The sequence below is a fragment of the Kluyvera sp. STS39-E genome (assembly GCF_040932435.1).
Lineage (GTDB): Bacteria > Pseudomonadota > Gammaproteobacteria > Enterobacterales > Enterobacteriaceae > Kluyvera.
In genome coordinates this window covers 306,842-322,333 of sequence record NZ_JBFQGA010000007.1, presented here as the reverse complement: position 1 = coordinate 322,333, position 15,492 = coordinate 306,842, and the positions used below count along the sequence as shown (strand labels likewise).

The 15,492-nt window shown below is 53.0% G+C and carries 15 protein-coding genes; 2 read left to right on the top strand and 13 right to left on the bottom strand.

Features of this window, described 5'->3' with window-relative positions; genetic code table 11:
• Window positions 1-156: 156 nt before the first annotated feature.
• Together AB4K05_RS17610 and tsr are read left to right on the top strand one after the other, a co-directional pair.
• Window positions 157-1,173 carry an Ldh family oxidoreductase gene (locus AB4K05_RS17610; RefSeq protein ID WP_368481232.1) on the top strand — a complete coding sequence of 339 codons (1,017 nt, stop codon included), beginning with the start codon at window positions 157-159 and terminating at the stop codon, window positions 1,171-1,173.
• Between the two features lie 267 nt (window positions 1,174-1,440).
• Window positions 1,441-3,105, top strand: a complete 1,665-nt coding sequence (gene tsr / locus AB4K05_RS17605) for a methyl-accepting chemotaxis protein (RefSeq protein WP_368481231.1) — start codon at window positions 1,441-1,443, stop codon at window positions 3,103-3,105.
• A gap of 26 nt (window positions 3,106-3,131) precedes the next feature.
• On the opposite strand, the gene AB4K05_RS17600 is transcribed toward tsr, so the two are convergent.
• From AB4K05_RS17600 to dnaT, 13 genes are all read right to left on the bottom strand, one after another.
• Complete coding sequence (locus tag AB4K05_RS17600; RefSeq protein WP_368481230.1) at window positions 3,132-3,647, bottom strand: GNAT family N-acetyltransferase; 516 nt, start codon at window positions 3,645-3,647, stop codon at window positions 3,132-3,134.
• Between the two features lie 32 nt (window positions 3,648-3,679).
• Complete coding sequence (locus AB4K05_RS17595) at window positions 3,680-4,156, bottom strand: FidL-like protein (protein WP_368481229.1); 477 nt, start codon at window positions 4,154-4,156, stop codon at window positions 3,680-3,682.
• A gap of 3 nt (window positions 4,157-4,159) precedes the next feature.
• Window positions 4,160-4,954, bottom strand: a complete 795-nt coding sequence (locus AB4K05_RS17590) for a transcriptional regulator (RefSeq protein ID WP_368481228.1) — start codon at window positions 4,952-4,954, stop codon at window positions 4,160-4,162.
• Between the two features lie 110 nt (window positions 4,955-5,064).
• Window positions 5,065-6,027 carry a spore coat U domain-containing protein gene (locus AB4K05_RS17585; protein WP_368481227.1) on the bottom strand — a complete coding sequence of 321 codons (963 nt, stop codon included), beginning with the start codon at window positions 6,025-6,027 and terminating at the stop codon, window positions 5,065-5,067.
• Window positions 6,018-8,234: a fimbria/pilus outer membrane usher protein gene (locus AB4K05_RS17580; RefSeq protein WP_368481226.1), complete on the bottom strand. Its 2,217-nt coding sequence runs from the start codon at window positions 8,232-8,234 to the stop codon at window positions 6,018-6,020. Before AB4K05_RS17580 ends, AB4K05_RS17585 begins: the two co-directional genes overlap by 10 nt.
• Entirely contained in the window at window positions 8,218-8,973 is a 756-nt protein-coding gene (locus AB4K05_RS17575) for a molecular chaperone (RefSeq protein WP_368481225.1), read from the bottom strand. The genes AB4K05_RS17580 and AB4K05_RS17575 overlap by 17 nt, the downstream gene beginning before the upstream one ends.
• Before the next feature lies 1 nt (window position 8,974).
• The gene (locus tag AB4K05_RS17570) at window positions 8,975-9,469 is read right to left on the bottom strand and encodes a spore coat U domain-containing protein (RefSeq protein ID WP_368481224.1); all 495 of its coding nucleotides are present in this window, start codon (window positions 9,467-9,469) and stop codon (window positions 8,975-8,977) included.
• Between the two features lie 218 nt (window positions 9,470-9,687).
• Window positions 9,688-10,230 carry a helix-turn-helix transcriptional regulator gene (locus AB4K05_RS17565; protein ID WP_368481223.1) on the bottom strand — a complete coding sequence of 181 codons (543 nt, stop codon included), beginning with the start codon at window positions 10,228-10,230 and terminating at the stop codon, window positions 9,688-9,690.
• Between the two features lie 2 nt (window positions 10,231-10,232).
• Window positions 10,233-10,868 carry an EAL domain-containing protein gene (locus AB4K05_RS17560; protein WP_368481222.1) on the bottom strand — a complete coding sequence of 212 codons (636 nt, stop codon included), beginning with the start codon at window positions 10,866-10,868 and terminating at the stop codon, window positions 10,233-10,235.
• Between the two features lie 187 nt (window positions 10,869-11,055).
• Window positions 11,056-13,350: a phosphatidylglycerol--membrane-oligosaccharide glycerophosphotransferase gene (opgB, locus tag AB4K05_RS17555; RefSeq protein ID WP_368481221.1), complete on the bottom strand. Its 2,295-nt coding sequence runs from the start codon at window positions 13,348-13,350 to the stop codon at window positions 11,056-11,058.
• Window positions 13,351-13,547: 197 nt separating this feature from the next.
• Window positions 13,548-14,036: a DUF2501 domain-containing protein gene (locus AB4K05_RS17550; RefSeq protein WP_368481220.1), complete on the bottom strand. Its 489-nt coding sequence runs from the start codon at window positions 14,034-14,036 to the stop codon at window positions 13,548-13,550.
• A gap of 68 nt (window positions 14,037-14,104) precedes the next feature.
• Entirely contained in the window at window positions 14,105-14,842 is a 738-nt protein-coding gene (gene dnaC, locus AB4K05_RS17545; RefSeq protein WP_368481219.1) for a DNA replication protein DnaC, read from the bottom strand.
• A gap of 2 nt (window positions 14,843-14,844) precedes the next feature.
• Window positions 14,845-15,384, bottom strand: coding sequence for a primosomal protein DnaT (gene dnaT / locus AB4K05_RS17540; RefSeq protein ID WP_368481218.1), 540 nt, complete (start codon window positions 15,382-15,384; stop codon window positions 14,845-14,847).
• Window positions 15,385-15,492 lie beyond the last annotated feature (108 nt).

Here is a 15,492-nt window from a genome sequence, read left to right as displayed (position 1 = left end):
AGTGGTTAAAAGCGAGGGCTAAGCGGTCAAAGATACGAATGAGTGGTTTCTGCGCTTGCGGACTAAGAGTAAAAATGTGATGTATATCACTATGTTGGCGTGATTAAAAATTTCGCATCCGTCTACTCTATAGACCTGACAATCTGGAGAATAAAAATGACAACGGTAAACATCGCACTGAATGACGCCTACAACTTGGCCTTCGAGGTCCTGCGTTCAAATGGTTTTTCACAACCCCACGCCGACGCCATTGCACGCAACGTCACGGCGGGTGAACGTGATGGCTGTGCCTCACACGGACTCTGGCGACTGCTGGGAATTGTTGAGACTTTACGTAAGGGTAAAGTGTCGGCAGACGCCGAGCCGGTCATCGTCGATCAGGCTCCAGCCATTGTAAAAGCGGATGCGCAGGGGGCGTACTCGCTGTGTGCTTACGAGCAGGCGCTGCCGCTGCTGATTGAAAAAGCCCGTCACTGCGGCATTGCGGCGCTGGCGATTAACCACTGCGTCCACTTTTCTGCGCTGTTCGCCGACGTTGAGCCGCTGACCGATGTTGGCCTGGTAGGCTACGCCTGCACCCCAAGCCATGCGTGGGTTGCACCTGCGGGCGGTACTCAGCCGCTGTTTGGTACTAACCCTATCGCCTTTGGCTGGCCGCGTGGCGATAAACATCCGTTTATTTTTGATATGGCAACCAGCGCGGCAGCGCGTGGTGAAATTCAGCTGCATCAGCGGGCGGGCAAATCGATTCCGCAAGGGTGGGGCATTGATAGCGACGGTCAGCCAACCACCGATCCGCAGGCAGTGCTGGATGGGGCGATGCTAACCTTTGGTGGGCATAAAGGTTCTGCGCTGGCGGCAATGGTTGAACTGTTCGCCGGGCCGCTGATTGGTGATATGACCAGCGCTGAGTCATTGGCGTGGGATAACGGTGCCGGTGGCCTGCCGTACGGCGGCGAGTTGATTCTGGCGCTGGACCCGCAGCGTTTCCTGGGGGCAGAGGCTGCTGAGCATCTAACGCGTGCCGAGACGCTGTTTGGCGGCATGCAGGCGCAGGGCGCGAGACTGCCGGGCGAGCGTCGTTATCTAGCGCGTGTGCAGAGTGAAGAGCAGGGGCTGGAAGTTTCTCGTAGCCTATACGATGAAATTTGCGCCCTTGCTGAGGGTGTGTAGGCCGGATAAGGCAACGCCGCCATCCGGCAATGTGTGCGGTGGTGCCTGATGGCGCTACGCTTATCAGGCCTACGGGGTGTTCTGATGATGTGTAGGCCGGATAAGGCAACGCCGCTATCCGGCAATGTGCGCGGTTGCGCCTGATGGCGCTTTGTTTATCAGGCCTACGGAATATCCTGAAACCATGGTGCATTAATAGGCATAATTTCTATAAAGTTTTTCTTTTCCGCGCCGAAAATTTGTTATTCGTCTAAAGGAAAGAGAAACATGTTAAACCGTCTTAAAATCGTCACCAGCCTCGTGTTGGTATTGGTGTTGTTTGGCCTGTTGCAACTGGCATCAGGCGGCCTGTTCTTTAACTCGTTAAAGCATGACAAAGAGAACTTCACCATTTTACAAACCGTGCGTCAGCAGCAGTCAGGGCTGAACGGTAGCTGGGTTGCCCTGCTGCAAACGCGCAACACCTTAAACCGCGCCGGGATCCGCTACATGATGGATCAGAACAATATTGGCAGCGGTTCTACGGTGGCGGAACTGATGCAGATTGCCAGCAAATCTCTGGTGGATGCGGAGAAACGCTGGACTGAGTATCAGGCGATGCCGCGTGACCCGCGTCAAAGCGAAGCGGCGGCGTTGGAAATTCAGCGTAACTACGATATCTACCACGGGGCGTTAGCAGAGCTGATTCAACTGCTGGGCGCGGGCAAGATCAATGAATTCTTCGATCAGCCGACCCAAGGCTATCAGGACGGTTTTGAGAAAGCCTACGTCAACTACTTGCAACAGAACGACGGCCTGTACGATCTGGCAGTGAAAGACAGCAATGCGTCTTACACCCAGGCGATGTGGATCCTGTTTGCGGTGCTGGTTGCCGTGCTGGCAGTCATCATCTCCGTTTGGCTTGGCGTTCGCAAAACGCTTATCTCACCACTGAATCGTTTAATCGACAGTATTCGCCATATTGCCGGTGGCGATCTGGTGAAGCGTATCGATGTTGAGAGCCATAACGAAATGGGCGAATTGGCTCACTCTCTGCGCCATATGCAGGGCGAGCTGGCGCGTACCGTGGGTGAAGTGCGTCAGGGAGCCGATGCGATTTACAGCGGTGCCAGCGAAATTGCCATGGGCAATAACGATCTCTCTTCTCGTACCGAACAGCAGGCCGCTTCTTTAGAAGAGACTGCGGCCAGCATGGAAGAGCTGACGGCGACCGTGAAGCAGAACGCTGAAAACGCACGTCAGGCGAGCCATCTGGCGCTGAGCGCGTCGGAGACGGCGCAGAAGGGCGGCAAAGTGGTGGATAACGTGGTGCAGACTATGCGCGACATCACCGCCAGTTCGCAGAAAATCGCCGACATTATTAGCGTGATTGATGGCATTGCCTTCCAGACTAACATTCTGGCGCTGAACGCGGCGGTTGAAGCGGCGCGCGCGGGCGAGCAGGGACGTGGTTTTGCGGTCGTAGCGGGTGAAGTGCGTAACTTGGCGCAGCGCAGCGCCCAAGCCGCTCGTGAAATTAAGAGCCTTATCGAAGACTCAGTAAACCGCGTTGACCTCGGTTCTACGCTGGTGGAAAGCGCCGGTGAAACCATGGATGAGATCGTTAATGCGGTGACCCGCGTGACCGATATCATGGGCGAAATCGCCTCGGCGTCCGATGAACAAAGCCGTGGTATCGACCAGGTTGGGCTGGCGGTTGCCGAGATGGATCGAGTGACCCAGCAGAACGCCTCGCTGGTGGAAGAGTCCGCCGCCGCCGCTGCCGCGCTGGAAGAGCAGGCCAGCCGCCTGACTCAATCGGTCGCGGTGTTCCGTATTCAGCAAGCACAGGCCGCAGCGGCTCGTGAGTCTGCGGGTTCGGTTGCGTCTGCGCCAACCACGCTGCGTAAAGCGGCAGCGACCAATACTTCGGAGAACTGGGAAACCTTCTAAAGGCGTACGCGCCTTTGTTTAGTGAGTTATTCCAGCGTCAGGCGCATGGCACAGCGTGATTCATACGCGAGGCCATGCGCCGTTTCTTCGGTACGTTTATGCCGAATTTCGGCGCTCGACGTAGCCTCTGACAGAATTTCAAACCCCATTCGTGCATACCATGGCGCATTCCACGGCACGTCCCGAAATGTGGTCAGCGTTAATGCCGTAAAGCCTTTCTGACGCGCCTGCTCTGCCACGTAGATGAGCAAACGACGGCCTAGACCTTGCCCCTGCCATGCAATATGCAGTGAGATCTCAACAATAAAGAGCGACGTTCCTTGGGCTTCTGCCACGACAAAGCCGATAGGGTCATCATCGGACAGCGCCAGCCAGCTCAGTTCATCGTGTGAATATTGTTGATGCTGTTCACAGGTGATAACCGACCCGCTGGCAAGCCAAGCTAACTCGGGGAGCGGCAAAAAACGCTGACTGGCAGCACGTTCAATGGCCGGCAAGGCGGCGCAATCTGCCGCGGCGGTGGGACGAAATAAGAGTGTCATGAGGTGAGTATACCTGATGTTAGCCGACGGCTTTAGCCCGTACAGACCAGAATTGGGGAGTAGAAGTTACCGATTATTACTGCCCGGTCGGGCAACCTGCGGATGTTCAATAGCCGTTTTTGGCCTGAGGATACACCCTTAACGTATTTGTCGAACACCTCTGCCGGCACATTGTCATGGCCAAATTTTTCCACCTGAGTGATGCTCATCTCATAGAACGTTTCGTGAACATACTTCCAGTGAAAACTCTCCTGACGTGAGACTTCCCAGTGCTGGCCGCCATTTACCACCTCGCCGTTCATATTAAAATAACCGGTGCCGTCGGGGGTGAAGTGCATCACTACCATGCCTTCAAAGGTGAAGTGATTATCCTGAAGGCTTTCTTTGTACGTCAAACTCCCCTGGCAGGTGAGCGACAGCTGCGTGCTGTGTCGAAACCACAGTACGGTGCCCAGGATAAGCAGCAGATTAAGAGCGATGACCGCCAATAATGTCTTTTTCTGTTTCACTCTCTACCACTCATAAAAGTACAGCGTCTGGCAGGCGCTGGCCTGACCGCGGAATTGGGAACACTGTGCGAGCACCAGGCGACCTTGGTCGCCGTAAAGCACAGGGTCTTGGATATGGACATAGAAATTGGAGTGTGGGAGGCAGTTAAATGCCCCTTCATCCTTAATCTGACGGACCAGCTTTTTCGCGCGCTCCCTGAAGACATCGGCCAGCGGGGATAGGGTATAGACCGGACAACTTTCAATGGTGTCGAGCGGATACAGTTCAGTCTGCTGGCTGTGATTTTTCCAAACGAATGCCGTCAGGCAACAACCGATAACGATAAGAGTCAGTGCGCTATAGAGCCAGTTGAGTCTTCGACGGGCGGCTTTGCGGCTGGCGCTTTCGCCAAGATGAGCATTAGCGTTGGGAACCGTTTCTTCGATGACTGTGGAAGAGGGTGCTGAAGGCGCGGGGGCGTCTAGCGGCACGATTGAAATATCGCCGCTAAGCATAAAGCCCACTTTGGGCACGGTGACAATAAATATGTGTTCAGGCGCCAGAGCAGCAAACATTTTACGCAAAATGCTGATGTACTGATTCAATGAGTTACTTGAACCACGCAGGCCGCGATCGTCCCAAACCTGCTGGAGAAACGTTTCCCGTTCAACCACGATACCGTGATGCGCAATCAGCAGGTTCAGGATGGTTTGCGCTGTGCAGGTCAGCATCTGACTTTCTGATTCAGCGGCATTGCATAATGTTATCGAGCCATCCTCGTTGTCATAAACAAGGAGACCTGCGAGCTGATATTTCATGACTTCTCTGGCTGTCCGGGTTGAGTGATAAGGGGCTAGCAAAAGCATTGAGGGGAATGTTACCGTTAATTGTTATCGGTAACATTGATCCAAAGTGCGCAATAATCAGATTAATAAGTGAGCGTTATAACCACGTTGTCGTTGAAGACGCCGGTACCCGAAAGGGTCTGCGGTGGGACGGTGCCGTATACAGTGAAATCCGCTATGGCGCCATCGTGATGCGTGACGTCCAGCGTGTTGCTACCCGACTGCTCACCCCAGGCGAGGCTGGCAGATGCATCTTGCCAGAGAGCATAACGCAGGCACTGTAGCTGGTCATTACACAGCTGTCGATTGCCTCCCAATGCGTGCTCGCCCATGCTAATCCCCAATGAATAGCTCGTGCCCACGGGGCAGCGTGAGCGGATGGTGGCGGTTGAACGGAGCTGGGAGGTCAGCGAAGTGCTGTCGACGGTGCCAAAATTGAGGGCCGTTACGCTCTGGATAAAACAGCTGTCTGATAGCGTTGCGCTGGCGTGAGAAGAGTTATCGCTGGCCTCACCCTCGTATGTGCCATCTTGGCAGCTTGCCAGCGTGTCTTTACGCGACGAGCTGTTCCACGTCAGCTTCAGCCCTAGGGTGTAGTTGAAATAGCTGCGTACCGGGAGGTTATTTTGCCCGGAGGGGATGGTTGCCGAAAGCGGAAAATTGCCTCCGCTGACCTGATTGCTGTCAACGGTCATGGCGGTTTGCAGTGCGCGTCCCGAAGCCTGCGAGGTGAGCTCTAGGGTGTTATCCAACGTGCTAAAAAGACGAAATAGCATGGTGTACTGTTTCCTTTCTTCATCGCCATTGGACGTCATCTTAAAGGGTGATGTTTCAAGGCTGCTCAGGCAGACATTGAAATAGCGCGTTTCGCCATAATCGGCGTAGCAGCTAAATTTTACCCCCGATTGTGTGGTGCTGGTGCTGCCCGTGACCAGAGTACCAAACGAAGCCGATACTCCCTGAGTTATCCAGCAACTGGCGGCATGGCCGGCGGTTGTGGCGGCGAGCAGGATGAACAAGACCGCCAGACGTATTCTTAGTGGCACAATAAACTTCCCAGATTGGATGTTGTTGTCGAGCGCGCTGCAAAGGGCAGGGCCACAGAGCAGGTGCCGGAAGGCAGGCGAATGCTGATTAAGCCGGGCATCGGAGGATTTTCCAGCCAGATAAAACCGTCGCGCCCGACAATCGATTCACCGCCGGGGAAGCTAATAGGGCTGCCAACGGGCAACGGACGGTGTTGCTCATCAAATACTTGGGCGGTGACCAACTGCGATTGGTGTACCTGAAAATCGACCTTAACGGCTTCTGTCTTGCCTGGATTGGCGTACATCTCGGTGAGCGGTGTCACGATGTCCGGGGGGAGATTCAGCGGATCGAGCGAAATTTTCGCGTTGTGATAACGGGGCAAATCGGTCAGCAGCAGGTAACCGTTTTTATCCGTTTTACCGGCGGGACGGTTTTCGATAGCGATGGGAACATCGCTTATGCCGTTTGTGGAAACGAGGGCGATCCCTTGGCGATTGTAGCGTAAGGCATAGGCCTGTTTATCCAGCAACATGAAGGAGCCTTCTGCGCTAAGATAGCGGCTATCGCTGGTGTTGTCGCGATCGAGGCCGATGTGCCATTCACCGTTTTCATTCAGATAGCCGACGTCTGCGTGTTCTTGACGGGTGCTGCCACTGTTCTGGCTCACCTGCCATGACCAGCCGCCCTGTTGATAATCCGGCTGATGGCGATAGTCCAAGCGCGTGGATTGTCGCCCCAGTTGGAGAGACAGCGAATCTTTCCGGCCTAATGGTATGGAGAACATGAGCTGGATGGTCTTATCGCCGGTGCTGAGCGTATGGGTAAAGCCCAAAGTGGCGGAGCTCTGGTTTTTGAACGATTTTGACCAACTGGCATTGAGGTAACGGGCGCTATCTTGACGCACCCAACCGATGCCCAGCGTTCCCCAATTTGCGAGCGTTTGGCTTAGCCATACGGTGTCGTTGCGTTGGATGGGCAGGCTACCGCTCAGGCGGGCGATATCCGACCATGCCGCGTTACTGCGGCTGGTGGACGCAGAAAATCCCAGTCCCTGTGAGTTCCATTGATAGCCCACGCCCCACTTCACGCCGTCGCCCTGCGCGCTTTGGCTGGTAGCCAGATGGTTGCTGAAAATGCCGGCACGAGGGGAGGGAAGCCAGTCGCTAGCGATGCCCGCATTCTGTATTTTTTGGTGCTGTTCGGTGTGCGCGCTGACGGTCAGATTGTTATTCAGCCCATAGCGCCAGCCCGCATCAAGCAGGGGAGAGGCGGCATAGTCGTTAGAATGTTCGGCATAATTTTGCCGAAGCCAGCCAATATCCAGCGAGCTGCTGCTGAGTCCTTCTGCCAGCATCTGCGGCGCGCCGTACAAATCGAGGGTCACTTCTCGGCGCTGGCCGTTGATATCAGTGATGACCACTTGCGCCTGCCCGCTGCCTGAGAAGGTCGGGAGAGTATTCAGCACGTAGCTGCCCGGCGTCACCTGCTGGTGGCTTTGCTGTAATCCGTCAACGTATAAATCGACCGTCGAGGGGAGAACCACGCTGTCGCTGAATTGCGTTCGGGGCGCGGAATTGAGCTGAGGGTCAAGCTGAAAGTTGCGTGCCAAATGGAGGCCGCCGAAACGAACCTGACGGCTCCAGCTCACGCCGGTCGTGATGTTGTCGCCAACGGCGACGCTGGCTAACCATTCAGGGGAGTCATATTGCCAAGTGGTCATTAACCGGGTGTGGCTCACGCGTTCTTCGCTCTGTCCGCTTTGATACTGGCTTTTCAGGCTGCTGCTGAGCTGCCCCGGCAGCCAGCCTGAGGTTTGCAGCTGACTTTGGACGCTGCTCTGTTTTTGCGTAGCGGTCTCACTGGAATAGAGGGAATAATCGAGCGTGAGGTTTCCCATCGCCTGCGCTTGCATAAGGGGGCGATTGGCGTGGGGGGGCTGAGCTTCTAGCTGCTGTGTTCGCGTCAGCGACGCTTCAGGCAGCGTTAATGACATCTGCTGTTGCAGACTATCGTAATTGACCTGAATATCTTTTTGCTTGGTGAGATTAATCCACGGCGCATGATCCTTTTGCGGGGCGATGCCCAGCTTCGCCGCATCTTCACCGGCTATCCATAGCCCATCGTCAGCCACGCGGATCTTCCATAAACCGTCATGAGGATACTGATTAACGGTGATGGCGATATATTGTGTATTTTCCTCTGGAGGCTCAGCGCGAAGCGTCATTGACACTAACCACAGCAGCAGGATGCATATTGAGCTGACTGGCTTGGGTATGTTCATTCAGATATGCACGCAAGGAAGTGATCGAACGGTGGCTTTTACGTTTAAACGGCAGAACGTAACGCTGTCCTGCGAGAACATATCCAGCAAGTCCTGAAAGGGTTTCTGCTATCTGTCCATTGGCGGCAATTGCCTGGACGGCGCTCATCCGAACGTGTGTTTTGCCGCTGTTCTGGCACCAGATATCGGCATCTTGCTGCGTGCAGTTAAGCTGCGATTCTTCGTTTTCGCTGCGGCCGGCCTCGGCGGCGATAAACATCGGAATGGAGTAGCGCAGGAGAAAATGGACCCCGTTACGTTCGGTGTCGTTATGCGAAGCGTCGGGCAGTTCGTCAATGATAAGCCGGTAGCTTTGCTCTTGCTGATGAGCCACAGGGTTAGCGATGATCACGCGCACCAGCTGCTGTTGACCGGGTTTTAATGCGGTGACGGCGGGGCTACTGACTACATTATTGGTGGGCGTCAGGACATCTTTGCCCGCCGATTGCGACCAATCATAAATACGAACCTGTGCGTGGATGTCTTTAGTGCCGCTATTCGTCAGATACAGTGCGACCGCCCGCTGGGAAGCCGAGACATTCAGCATCACCGGGGCGACCTGCAGGGTGGCACACATGGCGTAACGGGTGAAGATGAGCAGCAAAGCCAACCAGCACAGCGTAAAAATGGAGAGCCGACGCATCCTAATACACCAAATTCAGGGTCACGTTGTCGCTGTACAAACCTGCTTTCGCCTTAGTCAGCGCTCCCGCTTTGATGACACCATAAATGGTTTCTGACTGCGCCTCACCGGTGCCGGTGCCCTCAATACCACCGCTGGCGTTAACCGGCGTGGCCTGGCTTTCATCGGCATAGAGTTTGTAGGCGATGGTCTGCGCGCCGGTGGTGCTGTCTTCTGGTTTTAACCAGAAAGTGCCATCGGTTTCACTGTCGCTACTGGCGGCTGAAAGGGTATACGGCGTGCCGTTGGTGCACAGCACGCTGAGCTGCGCCGTGGCATTAATTTCACTGCTTTCATCCGAGCCGTGACTGGCAAAGTTCAGATCATTAGCCTGCAGCGTGCAGGACTTAAGCACCTCTAGGGTGACATGCATTGTTGCCGTTGCTGAGCCATCCGCCTGTGCAGCGGAATATAATGTCGATAAGAAACAGAAAATGATGATATTCACCCTTTTCATAACGAACTCCAATTATGTCATTAGTGCATAAGTTGAATGGACTGAATGGCGCAGATGGTAAAATCGACATGGTCACAAAGGATATGTTTATTCGCGAAATCTAAGCCTATTCCTAAGAATGTAATGGAAATGTTTACGATGCGTTTCTTATCTAAAACATCCAGGATAGAATCGTGTAATATTTAAATTCACATATGCAATGGTTCGCTTATTAATAGTTAATAACGCGAACAGTTTTCTATTGTGCTCATTTTTCGATGCAAACCAGCTAGCGTATTACAGTCGAATTTAACCATCGCGTTTCTGCGATGGGTGTAAATAGTTTTAGGCGATTTGTTCAGCATGCTCGCAATGGTGTTAATGGAATAACCCATAATTATCAATAAGCAGATGTGGATTTCCGAATGGGTCAGAGGCACGTTTTTCTGCCGCCGACGCTGGAATTCCGGGCATTTCAGGCTAGTGGACAGTTGCCTTAACGACAGCTTGTCGCTAAGCACGCAGACGCGTTCTGGCGGCAGAAATTGTTGTACCTCTTCCGTCCGATAGTGTTCGGTGATCACCAACCATTTTGTCCCGCTATTATCAGCGGTGATTTTTTCACGCAGTTTGAAAATGCTGTTTTCTTTATTTTCGTTAAACCACTGAATATCAGGGTAGGGATTAACCATAAACTGGACGGAATTTTTTAATCCCACCCAGAGAAAGTAGTTTTTGCTCAACACGATCAGCTGATAATTTGACGAAGAGTAAATTGCCATGGTTACTTATTCCACAGATAACCCTGACCATAATTAGCATGAGAATCGCAGGCTAATTGATAATCAGTGGGTGTTTCGATGCCTTCTACCAGCACTTCATCGGCAATTTTTTTGCAGCGTTGGGTGAGTCTGATAAAGGGGTCTTTACGGGCGCGACCGGCCCAAAAGGCATGTTTATCGATTTTTGCGCCCGAAAATCGATAGTTCTGCGCAACGAGACAAGGCAGGATGTCGTGATGAACATCATCGGCCCAGACGGCAATGCCCATGCCTCTGAGTGAGTCGATACGAGAGCGCAACTGCAGGCTTTCTGCTGGGGTGAGCAGTGACAACTGATCCAGGTCGGTTAGCTCAACAGCAATACGGTCTGGAGTGTGGGCTTCTTCGCTGAGCCGTTGCAAAAAATCAGCGCTCAGGATGACGTCCGCGCTGGCATTCAGGTAATACTTTCCGGAGGCCGGCGTCGCCATAACGTGGTTCAGCTGGGCAAAGAAGAGTGAGAGTCTGGTCTCTAAACTCATCGCACTGAAAAAAATCTCAAGATCGACATCTGAAGGCGCCGTCGAGAGTACCTCCCAAGCGACAATATCTTCATTATGTAGAGTGCGGATAGATTCGAATTTATAACCAGTGAGCATGATTTCCGGCAGTATTTACCAATAATTGAGTGTTGGTAAATTCTAGGTAATCATATTTTATTGGGATATTTATAAATACATATCGATATTATATAGTGTTTGGCGCTGGTTTTAATTGCTTATAAAGGTTTTTATATTTACGTAAGATGTCCAGAGGCTGTGCGCGACCTCTGGACACTAGCAGGGATCACCCTTCGGCAGCGACCACTTTGATTTCGACCATCCCAATTCCTAGCTGGCGCGGTGAGTGGCCGAGGATGTTGCCGTCATTGGTTGACTGCGGGTCGGGTGGCACAATCACCAGCGTGTTGGCGTCAGAGGGATTATCAAAGTGCAGCGTGGTGGTGGTGACGTCGTTGGTGAGCGTCAGCATTTGCTCATTTTTGCCTACCCGTACCGGGATGGGCTTATTGGCATTTGGGCCATAGGCTTTGGCCGTGATCACCAGATCAAAGCGCTTCGGCAGCGGGTGCTGATATTCAATTTTGACCTGTTCGCCGAGTTGAGCGTTGGACCAGCGTCCCCAAGACTCCGGACGTGAGATCCCGCTAAAGCTTTTAACCTCTTCAGGCGCACCTGCAACGTTGAAGATAAAGCTGTCTGCTTTATAGCGAATATCGTTATCGACAATTTTCAGCGAGTCAACGTTGCCTTTGTAGCGCACCATGTCGATAACCGTGTCTTTAAACTCGGTCTTGCCATTCCACATCGCTTTATCCACCTGCTGCACTTTCTGCTCACCGCCGAGCTGGCCCTGTGAGACGCACCAGTTAGTGGACAGCGACAGCTCAGGGGACCACAGCTGAGCCATCTTATAGCAGCGGTCAATCCAGACGAAGTTGTCACGCGGGGCGAAATCTGCCAACTGGAAGCGCAACGGCGCGGAGTACTCGCTTTCTGGCAGCGGTTCAACGCGGTTATCTGAAACGCGGAGCAGCAGCGGAAGACGGAAATGGCTGCCGGAGAACGCGATCATGTTTTTCTGGCTATCGACGGAGAAGCTTTTAATTTCTTTCGGGAAATTCCACAAACGGATGACGTCGGGCTTCCAGGCCAGCACTTTTTCTTTCATGTTGAGGAACACTTCGGAAAGCGATTGTCCCGACAGACTGCTGCGTCCAAGACCGATAAAGTTATCGCCGCCAAGCAGATCCAGCACCGTGGCTCCGTTATCCATGGTGTTGCGCTTCACCGCTAGTAAATCCTGCTCGTCGGGTTTGTCGCCGCGCAGAATGAAGAACAGATTGCTGCGATCCTGCTTGCTCAATTCATCCCATGCGGTATTTTTCATCGCCAAGTGATCGGAGGAAACCACGATAATGGTATTTTTAAACCACGGAGAAGCTTTTATCTTATTGATAAATTCAGCAATATTCTCTTGGCTGCAGGCTACCGCGCTGAACGACTGATTGGCTTTGCCGTTGATGTCATAGCGTTTGCGGTTGCAGCTGCGCGAGATAAAACCGTCCGGATGGTGAGTGTCGACGGTTAGGGTAAACAGCGAGAAACGTTTGCCTTCGCGAGAGAGGGTTTCAAATTTCTTCCACGCTTCATCAAGCACCGTGTCATCGTAGTAACCCCAGTCGTTTTTATATCCAGGGTCGGCGACGGTTGTTTTCAACTCTTCGGCACCGTATAGGTAGTCAAAGCCATGTGATTTCAAGAACACGTCTTTACCAGCAAAGCGCAGGTTGGCACCTTGGACGAAATAGTTTTCGTAACCGGAGTTTTTCAGGATATCGCCCAGACAGATATTCTGCGGGAAGAAGCTGGAGAGTGACGCAGAAGCGTTGCCTTCAAACGGCGCGAAGAGCGGGATACCGCACTGGGACGCCACCATCCCGGCAATCGTGTAGTCGGTGCCAGGCAGCTGTGCGGTGTGGCTAAAGTCCAGCCCTTCGTTTTTCAGTGCGCCCAGTTCCGGCGCGAGGTTTGGGAATGCCTGTTCGTCGAAATAGGTGCGTTCGAGGCTCTCGCCGTAGATATAGACCAGGTTGAGTTTCGGGTTGGGGATCGTTTTCGACGGCTCTTTATAATAGGCCGCGAAGTCTGGATCGCCGTCGCGCGATTGTGATTTAACCAACTCGCTAATCTGACGAAATGCCGGGCTGGCATCCACAGAACCGACCGCCAGAATGAGCGCCAGCAGGCTGTAGCCAAAATGATGAGGATGATGGCGACGACGACGTAGCAGCCAGCCTAAGCCGCTAAATACGGCGATAAGCGCAGCAACAATGCCGAGTCCTGGGAGAATATATTTACCCACGCCTGCGCCCGTCAGGCTGTTGGTCAGAGTGTAAAGCACCGCATCGTTGATACCGTCGCCGGTAAAGTAGTCACTTGCGTACAGCGTAATATTCAGGACCACAAAGAGGCCCAGTACAGTTAAGGTGGAAGCAAACCACCATTTATTACGCCCCGCCTTCCATGCATAAATAGCGATAGAAGCTAGGAATAGCACAAGGGATAACAACTCAGACACTACACGTCCTCAACAGCGCCAGGTGTGCTGGCTGAACAGAAAGTAACTTCACAATGTAATTGTGTCGTCATCTGTCTGCAATTTTAACGTGGTGAAAGTGTGTTGTTGTTCAGAATTGGTTTAGAAATAACCGATTTTTATGCTGAATAGTAATTGTGATGAATGGGTCGTGAGTGCCCATTCATCACGAAAATGCATTAGGAGAGGAAGCTTACGCCCTGTTTTAACACCAGGTCGCAGGCTTTGGTTTTGACTTTTTTGCCCAACTCGGTGTTACCCAAGCTGTCGAGATCCAACTTTTGGCCGTCTTTGGCATTCAGTAAACCTTCAATACCGTCCATATAGCCGGTATCTTTTTTCTGCTCGGTCGGAGTGCTAAGGCCCAGTTTATCCAACACTTGGTTTTTCACGTTATCGACGTCGGTAACGGAAGCCAGCTTCTGTTTTGCACAGTATTGCATGATCCCGGCGGCGTTGTTCATGGAGCTTGCGCTCAGTGACTGGCTGCCGCCGTTGAGCAGGCTGGTTAAGGATGACAGTGAAGAACCGCCGCTCTGCGTGCTGCTGCCACCGCTAAGCTGAGTCGCTGCGCTGCTCAGGTCCTGTAACGATACCGCTCCGGCTGCGGTAGAGACAAATGCACTAGCAATGATTACGCGGCAAAGTACTGATTTTACTGATTTCATGGTGAGACTCGTGTGTGCAAGTAAAAGTTAACCTAATGAGTATACGCCTCTCATTCACTGGATTTATCTTAATACTCTTTGCCAGTGACCCGGTTGCGATAACTTTCCCAGTTAAAATTGACCCATAGGCTGTTGCCAAGACGCATACGGTCCATGACACGCTCCCCCAACATCTTGTTCATTTCGTCCAGAGTATTGTTGGTCAGCATCCCCGTAGGCCGTTTAGAAGAAGAACGGCGATCGACAATTTGGTTAATGATCACCTTTTCATAGCGTGATTCGGTCTGCATACCGATCTCATCGATAACCAGCAGGTCCACATTGCTGAGATCGTTCAACAACTGTTCTTCACTGGTTTCCCGGTTACCGAAGGTCTCTTTCATTGCCGACATGATATCGGCGACGGTGATGATCAGTACTGATTTGCCGCGCAGCAGTAGCTCGTTGCAGATAGCTGCCGCCAGATGGTTTTTACCGGTGCCCGGTTTTCCGGAAAAGATAAAGCTGGCGATGTTGCCGTCGAATTCATCGACGTACTGTCGCGCTTTCGCCAGCGCGTTCATCTGGCCTTCGTTTTCGACGCGGTAGTTATCAAACGAGCAGTTCTGATGCAGCGGGCGAATGCCGGAGCGGTTGAAGGTGCGCTGCATCTTCATGGCGCGGTTTTCCCGCGCCAGCGCGGCGGCACGGATCTCGCCCTGTTCTTTTTGCCAGGCCAGCAGTTCTTCACCGGTTTTAAACGCCGGTTTGATATGTGCCGGCATCATCTTCTGCAAGCGTTTCATTAATTCGCCAACGTCTTTCATGATCAACCTCTGAAGCCCGGTGGAATACGATTCTCAGGTTCGCTTATCGCATTAATATCGCGGCGCGTCTGGTTGCTGCCGTTTGCTCGGCCCATTTGAATACTGCGCGCCAATTTCTGCTGCCATTGAACGTGATGGAACACTTTTCCTTCCGCCTGCCAGTATGTGACGAATGACGCCAGTTCTTCCGGCGTGACGGGCTCGCTGAGCGCAATGCCCCACAGTGCGGAAAGGCGCAGGAATTCAGCATCCGGCTGCCAACCCGCGTACATGGCGAATTTCCCCATCGGCACGGCGATAGGCGTCGCGGCGGGTTCTTCAAAAAACTGTGCGTCCAGCGTCACGTCGCTGCCGGGGCGGGATAGTTTCTCTTCCAGCGCCAGCAGCTGTGCCAGCCGTTCTTGCGTAATGGCATAGAACGCAGGCTTATTATTGGCAAACACCGCGAGCGCGCCGCCCTGGGCTTGCGCAAGAATAGCAATGGGATCGGCGGTGAATGCGTCAATACCAATCACATTAGGCGTTAAAATTCGCGAAGACATAACACTATCTCAATACAGAAAAACAACGGGAAGGGTGCGGGAAATCCACACGAATACCGCACATAGTAGCACAAGCTTAAAGAAGGGCGGCACTCTGCGCGTGCCGCC